The following is a 22,524-nucleotide window of genomic DNA, read 5'->3' as shown; positions in this document are numbered from 1 at the left end:
GCGGTGGACAGCCGGAACTGCTCCAGCGTCGCCGGGTCGACCTGGTCGACGAGGACGTCCCGCGCCTTCCCGTTCCCGTACAGCGCGGTCCCGGCCTGCGCGAAGGCGGCCAGGAGCAGCAGGCCGAGGACGAGCGCGCCGATCTGGTAGATCCGGACGAGCCGCAGCCGGCCCATCCCGTGCCCCTCGGGCAGGTCCTCCGCGGGCAGCACGACGGCCGGCCCGCCGAGCCTGAGCTTGCGGGGGATCCCCCCGCCGCGCTCCTCCGGCCCGCTTCGCGGCCCCTCCGCGGTCATGCGCCGTCCCCCCGGCTCAGCAGCAGGACGGCCAGGTCGTCGGACAGGACGTCCCCGTTCAGCCGCTCCGCCTCGGCGATGAGGCCGTCGATGAGCACGTCGCCGCGCTGCCCCTCGCCGTGCGCGTGCTCGGCCAGCTCGACCAGCCCGGACAGGTCGAGGTACCCGTCGCCGTCGTGGCCCTCGATCAGCCCGTCGGTGTAGAGCAGCAGGGCCCACGACTCGCCGAGGTCGAGGTCGAGCGCGGGCCATTCGACGCCGGGGATCAGCCCGAGCGCCGGGCCGCGCGGCTCGTCCGGCACGGCGGCGACGCCGCCCGGCCGGAAGATCAGCGGCGGCGGGTGCCCGGCCCGGTACATCCGGGCCGCGCGCCGGTCGGGCGAGATCGTGAGCATGCACAGGGTGGTGAAGATCTCCTCGGCCCACCGCTCGTGCTGCAGGACGGCGTCGAGCGTGTCGAGGAGCCGGGGCCCGGTGTGGCCGGCGAGGACGAGCGTCCGCCACGCCATGCGCAGCCGCACCCCGAGGGACGCCTCGTCCGCGCCGTGCCCGCTGACGTCGCCGATGATGACGTGGACGGCGCCGTCGCCGGTCTCCACGGTGTCGTGGAAGTCGCCGCCGAGCAGCGCCCGGTCGCGTCCGGGCCGGTAGCGGGCGTGGTGCCGGAGGGCGGCGTCGTGCAGGATCGGGACGGGCAGCAGGCCGCGCTCCAGCCGGGCGTTCTCCCGGCTGAGCGCGCGCGCCTCGACGAGCTGCCGCTCGGACTCGTCGGCCCGCTGGCGCTCGATCGCGTAGCTGATCGCGCGGGTGAGCAGCGCGCCGTCCACGTCCTGCTTGACGAGGTAGTCCTGGGCGCCGGCGGCGACGGCCTCCACGCCGACGTGGGCGTCGGCGAGGCCGGTCAGCACGAGGACGGCGGTGGTGGGGGCGTGCGAGCGCACCTGGTGGAGCGCGTCGAGGCCGTCCGCGTCCGGCAGCGACAGGTCGACGATGACGCACTGGATCTCGGGCCGCAGCGCGTCGAGCGCCTCCCGCAGCGTCGTCGCGACGGTGATCCGGATGCCCGGCTGCGCCTCGGTCAGCAGCTCCTCGAACAGGAAGGCGTCGCCCGGGTCGTCCTCGACGAGAAGGAGGTGCGGGGAGCCGGCGACGCCGAGGAGTCGCTCCGCACCGCGACTGTGCATCGCGGCCATCTCTCAGCTCCTTCGTCCGGCGCGGCGGGGGATCAGGCGAGGGCTGTGCTTGTCGTCGTGCAAATATTAGGCCCGGTCGATCACCGCGATGCACGGCCGGCGCCCGAACGGCCGTCCTGGCCGCCCAACCTACTTGCGCCGCGCGTAGTAGCGCGCGACTCGTGCGCGATTTCCGCAGCGGGCGGCGGAGCACCAGCGGCGGCGGGGGTGCGCGGGCAGGAAGAGCATGACGCAGCCGTCCGCCTCGCACTCCCGGACGCGCCCGACCGCCGGATCGGCGAGCAGGTCGGCCACCGCCTCGGCGAGGTGCGCGGCGAGCCGCACGCCGTAGCGGCCCGTGCGCTCCGGCGTGGCGGTGACGGCCGTCCCGTCCCAGCCCAGCCGTTTGACCGCGGGTGCCCGCCGCTGCGCCTCGGTGAGGCCGGCGAGGGCGTCCTCGGGCGGGCGTCCGGCGCGGCGGGCGTGCCCGATGGCGATGGCCGCGCAGTCCCGGACGGCGTGGACGGGCGGCAGGTCGGCCGCGGTGAGGGTCTCCGGCTGCGGCACCCGCTCGCCTTCGAGGGTGAGCCAGGCGGCGAGCGCGTCCACGGTGGAGAGCAGGTCGGCGCCTGCCGGGCGGGTGTTGACGAGGTCCAGCGCGAGCGGCTCGCCGGTCAGCGGGACGGGATCGGTCATGACCTAATGCTACATCTGCCCATTGACGCATTAGGTCGTCCTGGGTTACTACTAATGCATCTTCAGACTCAGGAGGCATGTGAAATGACGATCCCGGCCCTCGCCCGCACCGCGCACCGGCACGTCGACGTGGACGGGATCCGCGTCTTCTACCGCGAGTCGCTGCCCGCCGCCCCCGGCGCGCCGGTGCTGCTCCTGCTGCACGGCTTCCCGTCCGCGTCGCACCAGTTCCGGCGCCTCTTCGACGTGCTCGGCGCCCGGTACCGGCTGATCGCGCCGGACTATCCGGGGTTCGGGCACAGCGACGTCCCCGAGCCCGCGTCCGCCGGAGGGACGTTCCGCTACACCTTCGACGGCCTCGCCGACGTCATGGAGGGATTCGTCGAACGCCTCGGCCTGGCCCGCTTCGCCATGTACGTCTTCGACTTCGGCGCGCCGGTCGGCTTCCGGCTGGCGCTGCGCCATCCGGAATGGATCGCGGGCCTCGTCGTGCAGAACGGCAACGCCTACGAGGAGGGCCTGTCGCCGGGGGCGCGGGACTTCATCGCGCTGCGTCCCGGCATGGAGGGGGCGGAGAAGACCGTCCGGGACCTGCTGACGCTTCCGGCCACGCGCGGCCAGTACGAGGGCGGCACCCGCGACCCCGAGCTGATCGCCCCCGACGGCTGGACGCTCGACCAGCACTTCCTCGACCTGCCCGGGCGGACCCGGCCGCAGCTCGACCTCGCGTTCGACTACCACTCCAACGTCGAGCAGTACCCGGCCTGGCAGGCGTGGCTGCGCGAGCACACCCCGCCGACCCTGATCGTCTGGGGGCGGAACGACCCGTTCTTCCCGGAGCCGGGCGCCCGCGCCTACCTGCGCGACGTGCCGGACGCCGGACTCCACGTCTTCGACACCGGCCACTTCGCCCTGGAGGACCACCTCAACGAGATCGCCCCGCTGATCGCCCGCTTCCTCGACTCGCTCTCCCCCGCGTGAGTCCGCGCGCGGGGAACTCGCCGGCGAGACCGCTCCCGGTGTAACAATGCGCCGTCCCCGGCCACTACCTCATGTCATGAACACCTGGACGGACGGAGGCGCGGTGGCGGACGACAGCGGACGACGGGCGGTGGCGCGGCGTGACCCCGGATGAGCGGCGCTTCACCGCGATCTACGACGCCTGCCGGCAGAACGTGTGGGCGTACGCCGCCGCCCGCGCCGGGCGGCAGGCCGCGGACGAGGCGGTGAGCGAGACGTTCGCGATCGCGTGGCGGCGGCTCGCCGACGTCCCCGACCCGGCGCTGCCGTGGCTGCTCGGCGTCGCGCGGAACGTGCTGCGCGACGGGCACCGGGCGCGGGTGCGGCGCGAGTCGTCCGCCGCCGAGCTGAGCCGGGCGGCCCGCCCGGCCGGCGACATCGCCGAGGACGTGGCCGAGCGGCTCGCGGTCCTGCGCGCGATGGCGGCGCTGCCGGAGGCGGACCGGGAGGTCCTGATCCTGATCGCCTGGCAGGGGCTCACGCCGCGCGAGGCGGCCGAGGTCGTGCGCTGCTCGCCCGCCGCGCTGCGGGTGCGGCTGCACCGCGCCCGCCGCCGCCTCCTCCGCGCCGCCGAGCGGGAGATGGCGGGCGAGCGGGAACCCGGCGGGGCGCGCCGGCAGGTGGGGATCGTCAGCGAGGAGATGTCATGAGGGACGTACTGCACACCCTGCGGCAGGCCAGGCCCGCCGAGCTGGACCCGGACGCGCCGGTGGACGAGGGCGTCCGGCGGGCGGAGCTGGCGCGCGCCATGGCGGGCGGCCGGGACGTCCACGGCGCGCCGCGGCGGCGGGTGCGCCCGGTGTGGGGGCTGAGCCTGGCCGGGGCGGTGGCCGCGGGGGCGATCGCCGCGGCGACGCTGGCCACCGCGGGCGGGGACCCGGCCGGCCCGGCGCCGCGGCCGGCCGAGCCCGTGCTCGACGCCCGGACGGTGCTGCTCGCGGCGGCGGACAAGGCGGCCGCGCAGCCCGAGACGATGCGGGCGTACTGGCATCAGTCGACCGTCTCCTCCCACCTCTACATGGTCGGGAAGGGCGCGGACCGCTACGGAGTGGTCGTCCGGGACAGGGCCGAGACCTGGACGCCCAGCAGGCCGGGCATGAAGACCTGGACGCTCCAGCAGAACCTCGGCGCCGCGCCGGCCACCCCGGCGGACGCGGCGGCGTGGCGGCGCGCCGGCTCGCCGGCCGCGTTCGAGATCGAGGTGCCCGTGGCGCCCGGCGCCGAGCCGGGGACGGGACGGGTGAAGACGTTCCAGGCGAAGACCGCGCCGGGCCGTCCCCAGGTGAGCAGTTCGCCGCTGGTCGACGGCGACAAGGTGTTCTGGCTGGGCCGGAACGTGACGATGAAGGAGCTGCGGTCGCTGCCGTCCGACCCGGAGCGCCTCAAGGCCGGGCTGCTGCGCCGGTACGAGGGGCACGGCACCGAGTCGGACCGGCCGATGGCGTCGGACGAATGGCTCTACCAGGTGGCGCGCGGCCTCGTGATGGACATGCCGGTGAAGCCGGAGGTCCGGGCGGGCGCGTTCCGGATGCTGGCCGGTCTGCCCGCGGTGAAATCGGTCGGAAGGGCCACCGACCCGAAGGGCCGGAAGGGAAACGCGATCGCGGTGGACGAGCAGACGGGCCGCGGCGTCATCCGCCATCAAATGATCATTGATCTGTCCTCGGGCGCCGCGCTGGCCAGTGAGGACATCGTGCTGAAGCCGGCCGCCGGGAGCGGGCTCCCCGCCGGGCGGACGGCGGACTCCACCGTCGTCCTCACCACGGAATGGACCGACGCGCACCCGAGGTGACGCGGCTGCGGAAGGGACGGTGCCCACTCGCGGTGCCGTCCCTTCCCGGCGTTTAGTGGCCGAGATGTGATCAAGCGCTTTTCGGGGTGCGGCGCGCGGTTCTCTGCGCGGCCCGGCGCTGCGCGGCGGCCGCCTTCGCGCGGTTGAGGCTTTCCCTGACCTTGGCGGCGCCGCGGGCCGCGGTCACGGTGTCCTTGGCGCGTCCCGCGTAAACGGCGAGGACCTCGGCGACGGGCGGCGGCTGCCATTCCTCCTTGGCGACGATCGGCACCGCGGGGACGGACGCGGGGACTGATACGGCGGAGTTTCCGGGCACGGCGTTACCAGGCACGGGGACGAGCGCGAGATGCGATTGGCAGTGCGGGCACTGCACCCCCGGATGGGTGTCTCTGCTCATAACAGAAATCATTACGCAAGGGTCTGACAAAACAACCCCGCCCTTTTATCGCGGCGCGGGTGGCCCCGGGGTCGCACGCACCTGACCGCGGGGAGACCTTCACTCCGCGCAGCGGCGTGGGTACAACGAGAACCGTGACCTATCCCGAGCCTTCCCCGCCGTCGGTGTTCTGGCCTCGATGTTCGGCCGTCCGAGGATGCAGCGGACGGGCCGCGGGGCGGTCCGGCGGCTGCCCCGCCCACCTGCGCCCCGGCGAGTTCGAGGAGTTCGTGCGCGCGCTGCGGCCGGGCGGCGACCTCGATCTGCGCGGCGTGACCGTCCCCGCGCGGCTGCTCGACGCCGTACTGGACGCGGTGACCGGGCCGGACGGCCGCCCCCACCTCGGCCGGACGCGCTTCGACGGCGCCGTGCTGGCGTCCGACGCGGCGCTGCGCGGGGTGTGCGCAGAGGGCGACAGCTCGTTCGACGGCGCGTGCTTCCTCGGCGCGGTGTCGTTCTACGATGCGCGGTTCTTCGGCAACGTCTCGTTCCGCGGCGCCCGGTTCGGCCGCAACGCGTCGTTCCACGAGGCGCGCTTCCACCGCTACACCACGTTCGAGGAGGCCGTCTTCACCGGCGACGCGCTGTTCGGGGAGGCCCGCTGGCACGCCGACGCCTCGTTCCGGAAGGCCGTGTTCATGGGCGCGGCCTGCTTCGACCGCGCCCGGTTCGGCCGGGACGCGGCGATGCAGGCGGCGCGCTTCGCCGGTCCCGTGTCGTTCAAGCGCGTCCAGGTGGCGCGGCACGCCCGGTTCGAGCGGACGCGGTTCCGGCAGGGCGCGTCGCTCGGCCCGCTCGCCGCGGGCGGCCGGGTCGGGCTGGCGGACGCGACCGTGCACGGCCGGCTCCGCGTCCACGCCGCGGCCCCGCAGGTCGCGGCGCGCGGGGTGACCGTGCACGGGGAGGCGGGGTTCCGGCTGCGGCACGCGGAACTCGACCTGGAGGGCGCGGTGTTCGACGGCCCGGCGGCCGTCCGGTCGCTCGCGCGCCCGATCCAGGGGCTGACGCCCCCGCCCGGCCCGGCGGGCGTCCGGGTGACGTCGCTGCGCCGGGTGGACGCGGCCCGGCTGCACCTCGCCGACGTCGACCTGAGCGGATGCGGCTTCCTCGGCCTGCGCCGCCCCCACACGCTGGCGATCGCGGGCGACTGCTCGTTCGCGACCGTCCCGTACCGGCGGACGCTGCGGCCGTGGACGCGCGGCGGCCGGGCGGTGCTCGCCGAGGACCTGCGCCGGGCAGCCGGCGACGCGCCCGACGACGGCCGCCTGCACGCGCTCTACCTGGAGCTGGCCCGCGCGAGCGCCGCCGCCGACCGGGGCCGGCTGGCCCGCGACTTCCGGTACGGGGCGCTGGAGACGCGGCGGCGCGGCGAGCGCGACCCGCTGCGCCGGCTGGGCCTGCACCTGCTCTGGATCACCTGCGGCTACGGGCTGCGCGCGGGGCGCGTGGTCGCCTGGCTGGCGGTGATCGTCGCGCTGGTGTGCCTCGGCGCGTCCGCGGTGAGCCACGGCGGCCCCGCCGACACCGCGCACATCGCGCACCTGGGCGGGGGCGGCACGTAGCCGGCCCGCCCGGCGCGCCGGAAGACCGAATGATCAGCGGGAACCCTGGGCATGATCAAAGGGTCTGACACTTCGGAGAAACATCCGAGTTCGACCGCCGTTCATCTTGGTCAGGGAAGATCAGGGCATGACCGTCAATCCAGGACCGCTCCCCGCGCAACCCGATGCGCTGCCGGACGACCGCTTCCTCGATCGCGAGGAGAGCTGGCTGAGATTCAACCAGCGCGTCCTGGAACTCGCCGAGGATCCGAGCCTGCCCCTGCTGGAGCGCGTCCGGTTCCTGTCGATCTTCTCCAGCAACCTGGACGAGTTCTTCATGGTCCGCGTCGCCGGCCTCGCCCGCCGGATGGCGACCGGGCTCGCCGTCCAGTCCGCGAGCGGCCGGCAGCCCCGCGAGGTGCTGGAGCGCACCGGGGAGGTCGCGCACGAGCTGATGGCGCGGCACGCGTCCTGCTTCCGCGACGAGATCCGCCCCGCGCTCGGCGAGGAGGGCATCGACATCCTGCGCTGGGACGAGCTGGCCGAGACCGAGCAGGAGCGGCTGCGGCGGCTGTTCCGCGACCGGATCTACCCGGTGCTCACCCCGCTCGTGGTCGACTCCGCGCACCCGTTCCCGTACATCTCGGGGCTGTCGCTGAACCTGGCCGTGATCGTCCGCGACCCGGAGACCGACGCGACGATGTTCGCCCGCGTCAAGGTGCCGCCGCTGCTGCCGCGCTTCATCGAGGCGTCCCCGGACCGGTTCACCCCGCTGGAGGACGTCATCGCGGCGCACCTCGGGCAGCTGTTCGTCGGGATGGAGGTCGTCGAGCACCACGCGTTCCGCGTCACCCGCAACCAGGACCTGGAGATCGACGACGACATCAGCGAGGGCCTGCTGCAGGCCCTGGAGCGGGAGCTGCTGCGCCGCCGGTTCGGCCCGGTCGTCCGGCTGGAGGTCGAGGAGTCGATCTCCGAGGGCGTGCTGGAGCTGCTCACCTCCGAGCTGTCGGTGGACGACAGCCAGATCTACCGCGTGATCGGGCCGCTCGACCTCGGCGGGCTCGCGTCCATCGCCGACCTCGACCGCCCGGAGCTGAAGTACCCGCCGTTCGTGCCGTCGAAGGAGGCGCTGCCCGAGGACGCGAGCATCTTCAGCGCCATCCGCGAGCGGGACGTGCTCGTCCACCACCCGTACGACTCGTTCACCACGACCGTCCAGCGGCTGATCGAGGACGCCGCCGCCGACCCGCGCGTCCTCGCGATCAAGCAGACGCTGTACCGGACGAGCGGCGACTCGCCGATCGTGGACGCGCTGATGAGCGCCGCCGAGGCGGGCAAGCAGGTCGTGGTCGTCGTCGAGCTGAAGGCGCGGTTCGACGAGCGCGCCAACATCGCGTGGGCGCGCAAGCTGGAGACGGCCGGCTGCCACGTCGTGTACGGGTTCGTCGGGCTGAAGACGCACTGCAAGCTCGCGCTGATCGTCCGGCAGGACGACGAGGGCCAGCTGCGCCGCTACTGCCACATCGGCACCGGCAACTACCACCCGAAGACCGCCCGCCTCTACGAGGACTTCGGGCTCCTCACCGCCGACCCCGAAGTCGGCGAGGACGTCAGCGCCCTGTTCAACCACCTGACCGGCTATTCGCGGCAGAGCTCCTACAACCGGCTGCTGGTGGCGCCGAACAGCCTGCGGTCGGGGCTCGTCCAGCGGATCGAGCACGAGATCGACAACCGGCGGGCAGGGCATCCCGCCCGCATCCGGATCAAGTGCAACTCGCTGGTCGACGAGGTGGTCATCGACGCGCTGTACCGGGCGTCGCAGGCGGGGGTGCCGGTGGACGTCTGGGTGCGCGGCATCTGCGCGCTGCGTCCCGGCGTGCCCGGCCTGTCGGACATGATCCGGGTGCGCAGCGTCCTCGGCCGGTTCCTGGAGCACTCCCGCGTGTTCGCGTTCGAGAACGGCGGCGAGCCGGAGGTGTGGATCGGCAGCGCCGACCTGATGCACCGCAACCTGGACCGCCGCGTCGAGGCCCTCGTCACCGTCACCGACCGCGCCCAGCGCGACGACCTGCTCGCGCTGCTCGACCGGGCCATGGAGCCGGGCACCCACGCGTGGTCGCTCGCCGGCGACGGGACGTGGACGCGGGCGCGGCCCCGCCCCGGCGAGACGCTCCTCGACATCCAGACGCACCTCGTCAAGAGCCGCCGCTGGAGGACGATCGATGGCTGAGGTCATCCGCGCGGCCGGCGCGCTGCTGTGGCGGGACGGCGCGGAGCGCGGACCCGAGTTCGCGCTGGTCCACCGCCCCCGCTACGACGACTGGTCGTTCCCGAAGGGCAAGGTCGACCCGGGCGAGCACGTGCTGCGCGCCGCCGTCCGGGAGATCGAGGAGGAGACGGGCATCGTCGCCCGCCTCGGCCGCCGCCTCCCGACCAGCCGGTACCCGGTCGGGGACCGGACGAAGCAGGTCGACTACTGGGCGGCCCGGCCCGTCGCGGAGGGCGCCTTCACCCCCGGCCGCGAGGTCGACGAGCTGGTCTGGCTGCCGGCCGCCGAGGCCGAGGCCAGGCTCAGCTACCAGCACGACATCGACCTGCTGGACGAGTTCCTGCGCGGCCCGTCGCGGACGTCGCCGCTGATCATCCTGCGGCACGCGTCCGCCGGGCAGAAGCACGAGTGGCGGGAGGCCGACTCGCTGCGCCCGCTGGACGCCGCCGGCCGGCGCGAGGCCGCCGCCCTCGCGGAGCTGCTGCACGCCTACGGTCCGCTGCGGGTGATCAGCTCGGCGACGGCCCGCTGCCTGGAGACCGTCCTGCCGTACGCGCGCCTGGCCCGCGCTCCGATCACCACCGAGGCGGCGTTCACCGTCGGCGACGCCGGCCCGGAGGAGGCGGTGGAACGGCTGATCTCGCTGGCCGGCGCCCCGACCGTCGTGTGCACCCACGGCGAGATCGTCTCCGGGCTCGTCGCCGGGCTGTGCAAGGCGCTCGGCGAGAAGGTCCCGGACGATCCGAGCCTCGGCAAAGCGGAGTTCTGGGCCGCGCACGTCACCGGCTCGTCGATGCCGGCCCTGGAACGCCACAGCCCCTAGAACGCACAGCCCCTAGAACGACGGCCCGAGAGTCTGCGACCAGGTCGTCGCCAGCCGGTCGCGCGCGCTTTCGGCCTCGCACTGCTCCTTGCCGTACAGCACGCCGAGCGTGAACGCCTCCGCCGGGATCTTCGTGCGCTTCGCGGCGGCGGCGAGGTGCTCCATGGCGATCACGCCGTCCTGGTGGGCGCCGAGGACCTCCTGGATGCGCTTGGCGTCCTTCACCACGCGCTTCGCGGCGACGCCCAGCACCGGGACGGCCAGTTCCGCCGCGTACCGGGCGCGCTTGGCCGCCTTCCGGGTCTCGTGGCGCGCGGCGTCGGGGTCGTCGGCCGTCCTGATCGACGCGTACTCCCCGGCCATCCGGTCCCAGGCCCGCTCGACGAGGCCGGGCAGCTCCTTGCGGGCCTTCTTGCCCGCCGCGGCGGCCAGCGGCGGGTCCATGACCAGTTCGTCGAGCCGGTCGAGCAGGGCGAAGTACCTCGGTTCCTTCAGGCACAGGTTCAGCCGCCGGTACGCGGACCGCTCCTGCCTCTCCAGGTCGTCCAGGAGGAAGGCGGGGGCGCCCTGAAAGCGCATGCGCAGCACCTCGCGATCCCGGACCTCGCCGAGCTCCTGGGCCAGCCACCTCAGCTCCGGCCCCAGCGGCACGGTCCTCTCCGCGTCCAGGACGGACCGGTAGCTGCGCAGCGTGCTCCGCGTCCTGCGCACCGCGACCCGCATCCGGTGCACCGCGTCGTGCTCGCCCAGCCGCGCCTTCGGGTCGAAATGCATGATCGCCTCGACCTGCTCGGCGAGGTAGGCCATGACGACCTCGCCGGTCGTGATGGAGGGCGCCTTCCCGTTGCAGGTGGCCGCCGCGATCCGCGACCGGGCCGCGGCCCGCGCGGCCGCCGCCTCCGCCGGCCCGACGGCGTCGCCGAGCAGCCGCCCGAGCTTGGACGACGACTTGGCCTTCTTCGCGCCGGCCTTGCGGAGCCGCTTCCCGGCGGCCTTCAGCAGGTCGGGGGCGCCCGCGCCCAGCTCGACCTCGATCTCCCGCCACGTCCGCGGCTCGGCGTCGCCGCACCGCCCGGTCACCAGGTCGTCGGCGACCTCCGCCAGCTCGGTCCCGTCCGCGCCGAGCAGCCGGACGACCGTCCGCCGCGTCTCCAGCGTCGCGACCGGGCGCAGCTCCGCGCCCCGCGTGTACGCCGCGACCAGCCCGGCGAGCCGCGCCGGGACGACCAGCGGCCGGCCGAGCGGCGCCCGCAGCTCCCGCTTGCTGTCCGGCCCGGCGGGCATCTTCAGGTGCCATCCCGCGTCCGGCCCGCCCCTCCGCCGCCGCAGAGTGATCTTGTGGGCGGCCAGCCGGAGGTCCGCGGTGTCGAAATAGGTGGCGTGCAGCTCGTGGACGTGCGGCTCCCCGACCGACGCCACGCCCGGCAGCCCGTCCAGCTCAGGCAGGACGAAACCGGCGGCGGCGTCGTACTTCTGCTCGATCTCGAGATGCCCTTCGGCCACGCTCCGCTCCTTCGGGGACGCCCGGTGATCTACACGTACACCCAGATAACCAGCATTTCACGCCCAGGTCAGCGGCGGTGGAAACCTTTACCTGCGCCTTTCGCCCTGACATGCGCCCTACGATGCGATCGTGCGGACACTGGTGCTCTGGGACATCGACCACACGCTGATCGACGCCGGGGGCGTCAGCGCCGACATCTACGCGACGGTCTTCCACCGGCTCATCGGGCACCGCCCCGCGAAGGTCGCCTCCATGGCCGGGCGCACCGATCTCGCCATCACCACCGACACGCTCCGCCACCACGACATAGACCCGACTCCCGCCCTGCTGACCTCCTTCACGACGGCCCTCGCCGAGGCGTTCGCGTCCCGCGGCCACGAAATCGCCTCAAGGGGCCGCGTCCTGCCGGGCGCCCTCGCCGCCCTGGAGGCCCTCGCCGCCCGCCCCGACGTGATCCAGTCGGCCCTCACCGGCAACATGCGGCAGATAGCGGCCGTCAAGCTGACCGCCCTCGCCCTCAGCGGCTACTTCGACCTGGACGTGGGCGCGTACGGCATGGACGGCGTCGAACGCCCGCCCCTGGTGCGCCTCGCGCAGCAGCGAGCGTCCGCCAAGTACGGCGACGCGTTCACGCCCTCCAACACGGTGCTGATCGGCGACACGCCGCACGACGTCCGCGCGGGCCACGAGGGCGGCGCCCGCGTGGTGGCGGTGGCGACCGGCGCCACCCCGGCCGCCGCCCTGCGCCTCTCCGGCGCCGACCTGGTCCTGGAAGACCTGACCGATACCCCCGAAGTCATCCGGGCCGTCCTGGACACCTGACGCAGACCGGATGCGCGGTGTCCCCGTTGTCCCGTCCGGTGCCGCCCCGGCCGCTTCACGCTCGCTGGGCCGCTTCGTGTCGGTTCGGCATGGAACCGGACAGGCGGGCGGCGCATCCATATGTCGACATTCATTCGACATGGGGGGTTTTGTGAAGCGTGCAGTTCCGGTTGTCGCCGCAGCCGCGCTCGGGGGCGTGCTGCTGCTCAGCGGATGCCAGACCAACTCGCACAGCTGCGTCAACGGCAAATGCCACGTGACCGTGAACGGCGCCGGGCAGACCGTGGAGGTCAACGACGTCGACGTCACCGTCTCGCAGATCTCCGACCAGGGGATGACGGTGTCGGCGGCCGGGTCCGCGCCGGCCGTGATCGCGAACGGCGAGCGCGCGCAGGTCGGGCCGGTACTGATCAGGGTGACCTCGATCGAGGGCCAGAAGGTCAAGTTCGACCTGGAGTAGCGGCCGGGGGCGGGCGCCGCCGTGTGAGCGGTTTGTGAGCGGCGCCCGGCAGCCTCCGGGGCATGGATTACGCGTTTCAGGCCGACGGCCTGGTCAAACGGTTCGGGAAGACGACCGCGCTGGCGGGGGTGGAGCTGGCGGCGCGTCCGGGGACGGTCCTGGGCGTCCTCGGGCCCAACGGCGCGGGCAAGACGACGGCGGTACGGATCCTCGCGACCCTGCTGCGCCCCGACGCGGGGCGGGCCGAGGTCTGCGGGCTGGACGTCGTCCGGGACGCGGCGAAGGTGCGGGAGCTGATCGGGCTCACCGGGCAGTACGCGTCCGTCGACGAGGACCTCACCGCGGCGGAGAACCTCGTCCTCATCGGGCGGCTCCTCGACATGCGGAAGGCGGAGGCGCGGGCCCGCGCCGCCGAGCTGCTGGAGCGGTTCGAGCTGACCGAGGACGCCGGGCGCCGCGTCTCCACCTACTCGGGCGGGATGCGGCGCCGCCTCGACCTCGCCGCCAGCATGATCGGCCGTCCCGCCGTCATCTACCTGGACGAGCCCACGACCGGCCTCGATCCGGGACGGCGGGAGGAGGCGTGGCGGCTGATCCGGTCGATGACGGACGGCGGCGGGACGGTCCTGCTGACCACCCAGTACCTGGAGGAGGCGGACGCCCTCGCCGACGAGATCACCGTCATCGACCGGGGGAGGGTCATCGCGTCCGGCACGCCCGCCGAGCTGAAGCGGATCGCGGGCGGGCAGACGATCACCGTCCGGCCGCGCGATCCGGGGCGGCTCGGCGAGGTCGCCTCGATCCTGCGCGCGGTGTCGGGCCGGGAGGTCGAGCCGCCGCGCCGGGACGTGGTGTCGGTGCCGGTCGGCGGGGACGGCGACTTCACCGAGACCGTCCGCCGCCTGGAGGCCGCCGGGATCGGCGTCATCGAGCTGTCGCTGCGGCTGCCCAGCCTGGACGAGGTGTTCTTCACGCTGACCGGCCACCACACCGACGAGGAGACCGCGGCATGACCGACATCGTTCTGGAATCCGGCACGACGGCGCGGGGCGCCTCGGCGGGCAGGCGGCGCTACCGGCTCGTCCGGCACAGCCTGCTGCTCGCCGGGCGGAGCCTGACCAAGACGCGGCGCAGCCCCGGCGTGCTGAGCGACGCGCTGTTCATGCCGATCATCTTCCTGCTGCTGTTCGTGTACCTGTTCGGCGGCGCGGTGTCCGGGTCGACGCACGCGTACCTGCAGTACGTGTTCCCCGGCGTGCTGGTCATGACGATGCTGCTCGCCGGGATGCTGGCGACCGGGCTCAGCATCAACACCGACATCAAGAAGGGCGTGTTCGACCGGTTCCGGAGCCTGCCGATCGGGCGTTCGGCGCCGCTCATCGGCATCGTGCTCGGGGACGTGATCCGGTACGTGGTCGCGGCCGTGGTGCTGTTCGCGACCGGCTACCTGATGGGCTTCCGCGTGGAGACCGACGCGGTGTCGGCGGTGGCGGCGGCCGGCCTGGCGACCGCGCTGGGCTTCGCGATGGGCTGGATCAACGTGCTCATCGGCGTGCTGATCAAAGAGGAGGTCATCGTGCAGACGGTGGCGTTCCTCGGCATCTTCCCGCTCGCGTTCGGCACGAACATGGTCGTCCCGACCGGCACGATGCCCGGCTGGCTGCAGGCGTGGGTCAAGGTCAACCCGGTCAGCGACGCGGTGGACGCCTCGCGGGGGCTGCTGCTCGGCGGGCCGGTGGCGCATCCCGCGACGGCGACGCTGCTGTGGTCGGCCGGATTCCTCGTCGTGTTCGGGCCGCTCGCCGTCCACGCCTACCGGCGGCGCAGCTGATCGTGCAGGAAGGCGAGCGCGCCGGCCACGTCCAGCCGCCGGCCGCGGTCGTAGGCGTCGCGGTGGGCGCGCTCGCCCAGGTCCTTGCGAAGCCGGCGGGTCAGCCGGACGACGTCGGGGTTGTAGGCGTCCGGCGCGCCGCGCAGCACGGCGGCGGCGCCGAGAGCCTCGGCCGCCGCGCGCGGATCCCCGGCGGCGGCGCGCAGCCGGGCGATCCCGTACCCGGCGACGGCGGCGATCGGCATGTCGGGCGCGGCGGCGGCGAGCGCGAGCGCCTCCCGCAGGTGCCGGCGCGCCGCCGCCGGGTCGTCCCGCTCGATCGCCAGCTGGCCGTACGCCGCCTCCAGCAGCGAGCGGGACTGCGGGTAGGACGGGACGCGGTCGAGCTCGCGTCCGGCGGCGGCGTAGTGCTCGCGGGCCTCGTCCGCGTCGCCGGCCTGCCGGGCGAGGTCGCCGAGCGCGAGCCGGGCCTGCACCAGGTGGCGGGACGGGGTCGCGGCTCCCGGCGCGACCATCGCCGCCAGTTCGTCCCGCGCTTTGCGGACGTCGCCGGAGCGGGCCCGCGCCATGGCGAGCATGACCCGCTGCATGCCGGTGCCGCCGTCCTGCCCGAGTTCGCGCAGCAGCCCGATCGACTCCTCCAGCGCGGCGACGGCGCCGTCGAAATGCCCGTCCACGGTCTGCACCTCGGCCGCGAACATGAGCGCGAGCGCCAGCCCGGCCCGCTCGCCCGCCGTGCGGAACCCGGCCTCGGCCGCGGCGATGTCCTTGCTCGCGGCGCCCATCTCGCCCCGGTTGCCGTTGAGCATGGCGCGCATCAGGCGCAGCGCGGCGCTCGTCCAGGCGTCCGGGTGGGGGAGGCGCCGGTCGATCGCCTCGACGCCGCCGGCGGGGTCGTCGTTCAGCAGTGCGGCGGCGGGCTCGATCAGCGCGGCGAGCGGGTGCCCCGACTCGGGGCGCTCGCCGATCAGCGTGTCGTCGCGGGCGCCGCCGCCGGACAGGACGGTGTTGAACGCGTAGCCGCCGAGCGCGGCCGCCTCCCCCGGCACCGGGCCGGAGCGCGGCACCCGCAGCGCGAGGCGCAGCCGCCGGGCCGCCTCCGCGTGATCGCCCTGGATCATCCAGAACGTGGCCAGCGCGGCGCCCATCCGGACGGCCGTCCCCGCGTCGCCCTCGTCCACGGCGTGCTGCAGCGCGGCGAGGAGGTTGTCGCGCTCCGCCGCGAGCAGCGAGATCCACGTCAGCTGCTCGGGGCGCCGCAGGTGCGGCTCCGCCCGTTCGGCCAGCGCGAGGAAGCACTGGACGTGCCTCGCCCGCATCCGGTCGAGTTCCCCGGCGTCCGCCAGCCGTTCCAGCCCGTACTCGCGGATGGTCTCCAGCATGCGGAAGCGCGGCTCGGGTCCGTCGACGGCCTGGAGGAGCGACCGGTCGACGAGCGAATCGAGGAGGTCCAGGGCGTCCCCCATGCCGGTCACCTCGGCCGCGGTCTCCGGCGCGATCGTGCCGGGGAACACCGACAGGCCCTCAGCGAACCGGCGTTCCGCGTCGTCGAGGAGGTCCCAGCTCCAGCCGACGACCGCGCGCAGCGTCCGGTGCCGGGGCAGGGCCGTCCGGTTCCCGCCCGCCAGCAGGCGGAACCGGTCGTCCAGCCGGGCCGCGAGCTGCTCGACCGGCATCGACCGCAGCCGGGCGGCGGCCAGCTCGATCGCGAGCGGCAGCCCGTCCAGGCGGCGGCAGATGTCCTCGACGACCCGCCGGTCGGCCGCGAACCCCGGCTGGACGGCCTCCGCCCGCTCGGTGAACAGCCGGACGCACGACTCGGGTTCGAGCGGCGGCACCGGGCAGAGCGCCTCGCCGTCGACGCCGAGCCGCTCCCGGCTCGTCGCGAGGACGCGCAGGCTGGGGCAGGCGCCGAGCAGCTCGTCCGCCAGCGCGGCCGCCGCGTCGACGACGTGCTCGCAGTTGTCCAGGACGATCAGCGTCTCGTCCGCGGACAGCGCCTCCACCAGCCGCCTCGTCCCGCCGCGGATCCCGAGGGCGCTCGCGACCGCGCCCGGCACCTCGACGGCGCTCTCGACCGCGGCCAGCTCGACGAGCCACACCCCGCCCGGGAACCGCCCGGCCAGATCGGCCCCGGCCTTCGTGGCGAGCCGGGTCTTGCCCGCCCCGCCCGGCCCGACCAAGGTGACGAGCCGCCCGTCCCAGAGCGCCTGCGCGACCCGCGCGCACTCGGCCGCCCGCCCGACGAAGCCGGTCGGCGGCACCCGCAGGTTGCCGCGCACCCGCTCCCTGGGGGCGGCCCGCAGGACCGCCAGGTAGGCGTCCTGCAGCTCCTTTCCCGGATCGGTGCCCAGCTCCTCCGCCAGCGACGCCCGGAAACGCTCGAACACGGCCAGCGCCTCGGCGGACCGCCCGTCCTCGCGGAGCGCCTCGATGAGCAGGGCCCGGGGGCGCTCACGCAGCGGATGCAGCGCCGCCAGCTCCTCCAGTTCCGCGATCAGCGGGGCCGGCTCGGCCCCGAGGGCCAGCTCGGCGGCGACCCGGTCCTCGACCGCCGACACCCGGAGCGCCTCGTAGCGCACGGCCGCCGCGTCCGCGAACGGGAGCCCGGCCGCATCGGCCAGCGCGTCCCCGCGCCACAGGCCGAGCGCCTCCCGCAACCGGAGCGCCGCGCCGCCGGCGTCCCCGTCCCGGAGCGCCCGGCGCCCCTCCCCCGCGAGCCGCTCGAACTCGGGCGCGTCGACCCATTCGACGTCCAGGACGTAGCCGCCGGGGACCGACCGCAGCCGCCCGTCCGGCAGGCACCGCCGCAGCCGCGAGACCAGGGCCTGCAACGCGTGCACGCCCGGCCCGCCTTCCGGCCACAGCGCCTGGACGAGGGCTTCGGCGGTGACCGTCCGCCCCGGCTCCAGCGCCAGCCGGATCAGCAGCGCCCGCAGCCGCGTCCCCCGGACGGCGGCATCCGCGCCCCGGTCCGTGACCGCCAGCGGCCCGAGGATCCCAACCCGCACCCCTCAACTCTGCCATCGCGGCTAAGGGGCCTCGACCCCCGCCGCCAATAGGGTTGGACCGATCTCGGAGGTGGGGATGGATCGGCTTTACGAACGCTCAAGCAGGCGATGCGAGCCCGGGAGTCTCGACCCGGCGGTGCGGGACGCGATCACCGCGCATGCCGAGGAGCATCAGCTCGGGGACGTGCTGGGCGCCGCGGTGCGGTGCTGCGCGACCCGCAGCGTCCGGCTGAAGCGGCCGGGCCTGCTGGCGAGGCTGACGAAATCGGGCGACCCGGACACCGAGCACACGACGATCGCGCTCCTGCTGCCGCGCTACCTGGTGGTGGCGGTGGCCGGAGAGCAGCGGGGCGTCCATGTCCTGTCGATCAGGCTGGAGGACGTGAGCATCGGCTCGCCGCTCGCCGGGGGCCTCGACACGGGAGTCAGCGCGACCGGACGCTGGTCCGGAAGCCCGGAACCCTCCTCATTCCACATCGGCCTCGGCGACGACGCCGACGGCAAGGCATTCCTCGCCGCCCTGCGCGAGGCGGTCACCGAGGCGAAAACCGCTTGAAAAGACCGCGGCCCGGCCCCGTGTGCGAGGGCCGAGCCGCGGTGCGGAAAAGGTCAGCAGTACTTCGAAGAGCCCTTCTTCCCCCAGGAGCACTTGTCGGCGAGCCGGTTGGAATGGAATCCCTATTTGTACCGGCATCCCGCGCCGGTCGGGAGGTCCTGGCCAGCTCTGGGGCTGCTGTCAACCGGGCCCGGTTCCGGCGCGTCCTACTTTTCGCGTTTCTGCAGTTCGTCCGGGAAAGCACGGACTTCTTCGGGGTCCCGGCCGACCGCGTGCCGCCCGCCGTCCACGGGCAGGACGGCGCCGTTCACGAAACTCGCCTCATCCGAGAGCAGGTACGCGACGGCCGCGGCCACCTCGGCCGGACGACCGACCCGGCCCAGGGGATGGAGCGACCGCATCTCCTCCTCGATTCGCGCCCTCTCCTCCGGCGCCTGGTTTTCCAGGAACGCCTCATAGCGACCGGTCGTGATCGAGCCGAGGGCCACGACGTTCGTGCGGACGCCATGCGGCCCGTAATCGACGGCCATGGCCCGGCTGAGCCCCTCAATGGCCGCCTTCGCCGTCGCATAAGGCAGCGATCCCCGCACCGGGCGCTGCGCCTGATGGGACGAGACATTCACAATGGCGCCGCCCGTCCCGGCCTCCAGGAAACGGCGGACCGCGGTCACGCACCCCACCACCGCCGGGTTGAAGTTCAGCGCGACCAGATCCAGGAGCTCGCCCGCCGAGGGTGAAGGCACATCACGGAAAACGGCGGCGTTGTTCACCCACCCGGTCAGCGTCCCGGCCTCCTGCGCCAGATCGGCCGCGCGCTCGGCGACGTCCTCGTCCGCCGCACTTCCCACGACCGGGATCACCGGGCCGTCCGCCCATTCCAGAGCCGCCGGATCGAGTTCGACCACGACGACCTTGCCGCCGTCCGCGACCAGCCGCTCGACGATGCCGCGCCCGACACCGCGTCCACCGCCCGTGACCACATAACTCCGCCGCACAGGGACCTCCTCGAATTCCGGAACACCCCTATGATCACCCTGCCCGGCGGCGCCCGTTCACGGCCGGGTGGGCGGCACTAGCCGACCTTCCATTCGGCGGCGGAGCCGAAGCCGGACGACGCGGCGAAGCGGATGCGTTCGATCGTCGCCTTCTTGCCGACTTCGAACGTCACGCAGCCGCGCTGGCTCTCTCCCTTGGTCAGCCGGACCTCCGCGCCTGCGAACGCTTCGCAGTCGGTGGCCGTGAGGAGGCCGCCCTCGTAAGCCTGGCCCGACGTGTCGATGGCGCGGGCCCCGTTGGCCGGCGCGTCCTGGTATTCGTCGTCGCTCTTGTTCTTCACCTTGAACTGCGCCGCGACGAGCCGCTTCCCGTTGGGGAGCGTCTCGAACTCTCCCGGCTCGGCGGGATCGACGACCTTCCGCAGCGTCACGGCCAGCGAGACGCCCGACGAATCATCGGTGATGTTCACGGTGTCACCGACCTGCGCCGTCTTCTTCGCCGGCTTCGTGCCCCCGCTGCCGCCCTCACCGCCGTTGTTCGCCGGTGCGGTGTTGACATTCTCCGTGCCGCATGCGGCGGCCATGGTGATCAACATCATCGACATCGCCGCCCTCATCATGAACAGGCGCATGCCACCCCCTATGACGCTCTGAAACGGCCTGCACACGGCTCAGCTACCCAAAGTGACGTCGTCTGTACCATGCGCGGCCGCCCACTCCGCGGGGGCGGGCGGTGGGAGGTGGGTAGGGTGTGTGGTGCGGATGGTTCGCTCGATTTGAGTGTCGTAAGAGGGAACCCGGTGCGAGTCCGGGACTGCCCCGCAGCGGTGAGCGGGAACGACCGCCGTCATATGCACTGGGCCCGCGCGGCCTGGGAAGCGACGGCCAGTAGGACGCCTCGAAGAGGCGGTGCCCGCGAGTCCGAAGACCTGCCTCCGCCCGCGCACCGGCCGGTGCGCGGTGGTCTGCGGCCTCGCGGGAAGGCCCGGCGGCGGCCCGTCGTCGCGCCGTTCCCGGGGTCGCCCGTGGCACAGCGAGGGAAGCCGCCATGAACACGACGATCCTCGGATACCCCCGAATCGGGGCGGACCGGGAGCTGAAGGTCGCCACCGAGAACTACTGGGCGGGACGGGCGGGCGCCGACGACCTCGGCAGGACCGGCGCCGAGCTGCGCGCCGAGGTGTGGACGGGCCTGCGCGACGCCGGCGTCGACGCGATCCCGTCCAACACCTTCTCGTTCTACGACCAGATGCTCGACGCCAGCGTGCTGGTCGGCGCCGTCCCCGAGCGGTACCGGCACCTGGACGGGTTCGACCGGTACTTCGCCATGGCCCGCGGCGTCCAGGACGTCCCGCCGCTCGAAATGACCAAGTGGTTCGACACGAACTACCACTACATCGTCCCCGAGCTGGGGCCGGACACGCGGTTCCGGCTGGCGGACGGCGCCGCCGCCAAGCCGCTCGCCGAGTACCGGGAGGCGAAGGCGCTCGGCATCGAGACGCGGCCCGTGCTCGTCGGGCCGCTCACCTATCTGCTGCTGGCGAAGCCGTCGACGCCGGGATTCCGGACGCTGGAGCTGCTGGACGGGCTCGTGGACGTGTACGCCGAGATCCTGGAGCGGCTGGCGGGGTCGGGCGCGCAGTGGGTGCAGCTGGACGAGCCCGCGCTCGTCGAAGACCGCGGCGAGGAGGAGATCCGCGCGCTGGCGCGGGCCTATGCGCGGCTCGGGCAGCTGAGCTGCCGGCCGCATCTGATGGTCGCCACCTACTTCGGCGCCATCGAGGCGGACGCGTTGCGCGTGCTGGCCGGGAGCCGCGTGGAGGCCGTCGCCCTCGATTTCGTCGCCGGGCCGGGCAACGTGGACGTGCTCGCATCGGTGGGCGGGCTGCCGCGCAAGACGCTCGTGGCGGGCGTTGTCGACGGGCGGAACGTCTGGCGCACCGACGTACGGAAGGCGCTGTCCACGTGCGCGTCCGTGCTGGGGCTCGTCGATCAGATCGTGGTCGGGACGTCCTGCTCGCTGATGCACGTGCCGCTCGACCTCGACCGGGAGACCGCGCTCGACCCGCGGGTCCGGGGGCGGCTCGCGTTCGCGCGGCAGAAGGTCGACGAGGTCGTCGCGATCGGGCGGGCCCTGCGGGAGGACGCCCCCGTCCAGGAGGCCGCGCCGCTCCCGGAGGCCGGTGTCGACCGGGCGGTCCGCGAGCGGCTCGGGTCGGTGGGCGAGACGCGGCGCAGCGGGCACGCCGTCCGGTACGCCGCGCAGCGGGAGGCGCTCGGCCTGCCCGATCTCGCGACCACCACGATCGGCTCGTTCCCGCAGACCGCCGAGATCCGCCGGATCCGCGCCGACCGCCGCGCCGGGCGCATCGGCGAGGACGAGTACGTCGCCGCGATGAAGCGGGAGATCGCCCGCGTCATCGCGCTCCAGGAGGACCTCGGCCTGGACGTCCTCGTGCACGGCGAGCCCGAGCGCAACGACATGGTGCAGTACTTCGCCGAGCAGCTCGACGGGTACGCGGCGACCGAGCACGGGTGGGTGCAGTCGTACGGGTCGCGCTACGTGCGGCCGCCGATCCTGCACAGCGACGTCTCGCGGCCCCGCCCGATGACCGTCGAGTGGGCCGCGTACGCGCAGTCGCTGACGAGCAAGCCGGTCAAGGGGATGCTGACCGGGCCGGTGACGATGCTCGCCTGGTCGTTCGTCCGCGACGACCAGCCGCTCGCCGAGACCGCCCTGCAGGTCGCCCTCGCGATCCGGGACGAGATCGCCGACCTGGAGGCGGCCGGTATCCGCGTCATCCAGGTGGACGAGCCCGCGCTGCGCGAGCTGCTGCCGCTGAAGCGGAAGGACCGCGCCGCCTACCTCGACTGGGCGGTCGGCGCGTTCCGGCTGGCCACGTCCGGCGTCCAGGACACCACCCAGATCCACACGCACATGTGCTACTCGGAGTTCGGCGAGATCATCGGCGCGATCGGGGCGCTGGACGCCGACGTCACCAGCGTGGAGGCGGCCCGCTCGCGCATGGAGCTGGTCGGCGACCTGCGCGCCGCCGGGTACGAGAACGGCATCGGGCCCGGCGTGTACGACATCCACTCGCCGCGCGTCCCGTCCGCCGAGGAGATCGAGGAGAACCTGCGCCGCGCGCTGCGGGCCGTCGAGCCGGGGCGGCTGTGGGTCAACCCCGACTGCGGCCTGAAGACCCGCGCCTACCCGGAGACGGAGGCGTCGCTGCGCAACCTGGTCGCGGCGGCCCGCCGGGTGCGGGCCGGGCTGGCCGGCTGATCCCCCCCGCC

General features: G+C 73.9%; 19 protein-coding genes, 1 pseudogene and 1 riboswitch. Of the genes and pseudogenes, 12 read left to right on the top strand and 8 right to left on the bottom strand.

The features are described 5' to 3' along the window. The 3 genes and pseudogenes from ACIWVC_RS06975 to ACIWVC_RS06965 form a co-directional block, all read right to left on the bottom strand. A pseudogene (locus ACIWVC_RS06975) lies at positions 1–296 on the bottom strand (sensor histidine kinase); the annotation flags it as partial. Beyond that, on the bottom strand, positions 293–1,489 hold the full coding sequence (locus ACIWVC_RS06970; RefSeq protein ID WP_396448917.1) for a PP2C family protein-serine/threonine phosphatase: 1,197 nt from the start codon (positions 1,487–1,489) through the stop codon (positions 293–295). The pseudogene ACIWVC_RS06975 and the gene ACIWVC_RS06970, both read right to left, overlap by 4 nt. A gap of 129 nt (positions 1,490–1,618) precedes the next feature. Next, positions 1,619–2,164, bottom strand: a complete 546-nt coding sequence (locus ACIWVC_RS06965) for a CGNR zinc finger domain-containing protein (RefSeq protein WP_396453924.1) — start codon at positions 2,162–2,164, stop codon at positions 1,619–1,621. An 84-nt stretch (positions 2,165–2,248) separates the two neighbouring features. Between ACIWVC_RS06965 and ACIWVC_RS06960 the strand changes: the two genes are divergently transcribed. The 3 genes from ACIWVC_RS06960 to ACIWVC_RS06950 all read left to right on the top strand — a co-directional run bounded on the left by ACIWVC_RS06960 (position 2,249) and on the right by ACIWVC_RS06950 (position 4,976). Then, the gene (locus tag ACIWVC_RS06960; protein ID WP_396453923.1) at positions 2,249–3,145 is read left to right on the top strand and encodes an alpha/beta fold hydrolase; all 897 of its coding nucleotides are present in this window, start codon (positions 2,249–2,251) and stop codon (positions 3,143–3,145) included. 140 nt (positions 3,146–3,285) lie between these two features. Further along, a complete protein-coding gene (locus ACIWVC_RS06955; protein ID WP_396453922.1) occupies positions 3,286–3,834 on the top strand; it encodes an RNA polymerase sigma factor in 549 nt (182 codons plus the stop codon). Next, on the top strand, positions 3,831–4,976 hold the full coding sequence (locus tag ACIWVC_RS06950) for a CU044_5270 family protein (protein ID WP_396448921.1): 1,146 nt from the start codon (positions 3,831–3,833) through the stop codon (positions 4,974–4,976). The genes ACIWVC_RS06955 and ACIWVC_RS06950 overlap by 4 nt, the downstream gene beginning before the upstream one ends. Positions 4,977–5,046: 70 nt before the next feature. Here ACIWVC_RS06950 and ACIWVC_RS06945 read toward each other — a convergent pair whose 3' ends face one another. Then, positions 5,047–5,247, bottom strand: a complete 201-nt coding sequence (locus ACIWVC_RS06945; protein ID WP_396453921.1) for a hypothetical protein — start codon at positions 5,245–5,247, stop codon at positions 5,047–5,049. Positions 5,248–5,507: 260 nt separating this feature from the next. Here ACIWVC_RS06945 and ACIWVC_RS06940 point away from each other — a divergent pair, with 260 nt between their 5' ends. The 3 genes from ACIWVC_RS06940 to ACIWVC_RS06930 all read left to right on the top strand — a co-directional run bounded on the left by ACIWVC_RS06940 (position 5,508) and on the right by ACIWVC_RS06930 (position 10,048). After that, positions 5,508–6,974, top strand: a complete 1,467-nt coding sequence (locus tag ACIWVC_RS06940; RefSeq protein ID WP_396453920.1) for a pentapeptide repeat-containing protein — start codon at positions 5,508–5,510, stop codon at positions 6,972–6,974. Between the two features lie 127 nt (positions 6,975–7,101). Further along, positions 7,102–9,186 (top strand): RNA degradosome polyphosphate kinase, encoded by a 2,085-nt coding sequence (locus ACIWVC_RS06935; protein ID WP_396453919.1) that lies wholly within the window; start codon positions 7,102–7,104, stop codon positions 9,184–9,186. After that, on the top strand, positions 9,179–10,048 hold the full coding sequence (locus ACIWVC_RS06930) for an NUDIX domain-containing protein (RefSeq protein ID WP_396448925.1): 870 nt from the start codon (positions 9,179–9,181) through the stop codon (positions 10,046–10,048). The genes ACIWVC_RS06935 and ACIWVC_RS06930 overlap by 8 nt, the downstream gene beginning before the upstream one ends. A 12-nt stretch (positions 10,049–10,060) precedes the next feature. Here the strand turns inward: ACIWVC_RS06930 and ACIWVC_RS06925 are convergent, their stop codons facing one another. Continuing rightward, positions 10,061–11,551: a CHAD domain-containing protein gene (locus ACIWVC_RS06925; protein WP_396453917.1), complete on the bottom strand. Its 1,491-nt coding sequence runs from the start codon at positions 11,549–11,551 to the stop codon at positions 10,061–10,063. 130 nt (positions 11,552–11,681) lie between these two features. Here ACIWVC_RS06925 and ACIWVC_RS06920 point away from each other — a divergent pair, with 130 nt between their 5' ends. The 4 genes from ACIWVC_RS06920 (at position 11,682) to ACIWVC_RS06905 (ending at position 14,665) form a co-directional block, all read left to right on the top strand. Beyond that, entirely contained in the window at positions 11,682–12,374 is a 693-nt protein-coding gene (locus ACIWVC_RS06920; protein ID WP_396448927.1) for an HAD family hydrolase, read from the top strand. 151 nt (positions 12,375–12,525) lie between these two features. Continuing rightward, positions 12,526–12,834, top strand: coding sequence for a hypothetical protein (locus tag ACIWVC_RS06915; RefSeq protein ID WP_396451043.1), 309 nt, complete (start codon positions 12,526–12,528; stop codon positions 12,832–12,834). A gap of 62 nt (positions 12,835–12,896) precedes the next feature. After that, positions 12,897–13,847, top strand: coding sequence for an ATP-binding cassette domain-containing protein (locus tag ACIWVC_RS06910; RefSeq protein ID WP_396451042.1), 951 nt, complete (start codon positions 12,897–12,899; stop codon positions 13,845–13,847). Then, the gene (locus ACIWVC_RS06905; RefSeq protein WP_396451040.1) at positions 13,844–14,665 is read left to right on the top strand and encodes an ABC transporter permease; all 822 of its coding nucleotides are present in this window, start codon (positions 13,844–13,846) and stop codon (positions 14,663–14,665) included. Before ACIWVC_RS06910 ends, ACIWVC_RS06905 begins: the two co-directional genes overlap by 4 nt. On the opposite strand, the gene ACIWVC_RS06900 is transcribed toward ACIWVC_RS06905, so the two are convergent. After that, positions 14,647–17,676 (bottom strand): BTAD domain-containing putative transcriptional regulator, encoded by a 3,030-nt coding sequence (locus tag ACIWVC_RS06900; RefSeq protein ID WP_396451039.1) that lies wholly within the window; start codon positions 17,674–17,676, stop codon positions 14,647–14,649. The two genes, ACIWVC_RS06905 and ACIWVC_RS06900, sit on opposite strands and share 19 nt — an antisense overlap. A gap of 136 nt (positions 17,677–17,812) precedes the next feature. On the opposite strand from ACIWVC_RS06900, the gene ACIWVC_RS06895 reads away from it, so the two are divergent. Then, positions 17,813–18,232, top strand: coding sequence for a hypothetical protein (locus tag ACIWVC_RS06895; protein ID WP_396451038.1), 420 nt, complete (start codon positions 17,813–17,815; stop codon positions 18,230–18,232). Between the two features lie 206 nt (positions 18,233–18,438). On the opposite strand, the gene ACIWVC_RS06890 is transcribed toward ACIWVC_RS06895, so the two are convergent. Continuing rightward, entirely contained in the window at positions 18,439–19,227 is a 789-nt protein-coding gene (locus ACIWVC_RS06890) for an SDR family NAD(P)-dependent oxidoreductase (RefSeq protein ID WP_396451036.1), read from the bottom strand. 77 nt (positions 19,228–19,304) lie between these two features. Continuing rightward, on the bottom strand, positions 19,305–19,859 hold the full coding sequence (locus ACIWVC_RS06885; protein WP_396451034.1) for a DUF4352 domain-containing protein: 555 nt from the start codon (positions 19,857–19,859) through the stop codon (positions 19,305–19,307). A 114-nt stretch (positions 19,860–19,973) separates the two neighbouring features. Beyond that, positions 19,974–20,179, top strand: a riboswitch (cobalamin riboswitch). Positions 20,180–20,275: 96 nt separating this feature from the next. On the opposite strand from ACIWVC_RS06885, the gene metE reads away from it, so the two are divergent. Then, positions 20,276–22,513, top strand: coding sequence for a 5-methyltetrahydropteroyltriglutamate--homocysteine S-methyltransferase (gene metE / locus ACIWVC_RS06880; protein WP_396451032.1), 2,238 nt, complete (start codon positions 20,276–20,278; stop codon positions 22,511–22,513). Positions 22,514–22,524 lie beyond the last annotated feature (11 nt).

Source organism: Actinomadura sp. (genome assembly GCF_044508335.1).
Taxonomy (GTDB): Bacteria; Actinomycetota; Actinomycetes; order Streptosporangiales; family Streptosporangiaceae; genus Spirillospora.
The sequence above is the reverse complement of the archived record's forward strand: the minus strand, read 5'-3'. Positions and strand labels throughout refer to the sequence as shown.

Bases quoted from the DNA above. Each gene is read 5' to 3' on its own strand.
- ACIWVC_RS06960 (WP_396453923.1), top strand. From the start codon at position 2,249: ATGACGATCCCGGCCCTCGCCCGCACCGCGCACCGGCACGTCGACGTG.
- ACIWVC_RS06970 (WP_396448917.1), bottom strand. From the start codon at position 1,489: ATGGCCGCGATGCACAGTCGCGGTGCGGAGCGACTCCTCGGCGTCGCC.
- metE (WP_396451032.1), top strand. From the start codon at position 20,276: ATGAACACGACGATCCTCGGATACCCCCGAATCGGGGCGGACCGGGAG.
- ACIWVC_RS06935 (WP_396453919.1), top strand. From the start codon at position 7,102: ATGACCGTCAATCCAGGACCGCTCCCCGCGCAACCCGATGCGCTGCCG.
- ACIWVC_RS06965 (WP_396453924.1), bottom strand. From the start codon at position 2,164: ATGACCGATCCCGTCCCGCTGACCGGCGAGCCGCTCGCGCTGGACCTC.
- ACIWVC_RS06905 (WP_396451040.1), top strand. From the start codon at position 13,844: ATGACCGACATCGTTCTGGAATCCGGCACGACGGCGCGGGGCGCCTCG.
- ACIWVC_RS06930 (WP_396448925.1), top strand. From the start codon at position 9,179: ATGGCTGAGGTCATCCGCGCGGCCGGCGCGCTGCTGTGGCGGGACGGC.
- ACIWVC_RS06910 (WP_396451042.1), top strand. From the start codon at position 12,897: ATGGATTACGCGTTTCAGGCCGACGGCCTGGTCAAACGGTTCGGGAAG.
- ACIWVC_RS06950 (WP_396448921.1), top strand. From the start codon at position 3,831: ATGAGGGACGTACTGCACACCCTGCGGCAGGCCAGGCCCGCCGAGCTG.
- ACIWVC_RS06885 (WP_396451034.1), bottom strand. From the start codon at position 19,859: ATGCGCCTGTTCATGATGAGGGCGGCGATGTCGATGATGTTGATCACC.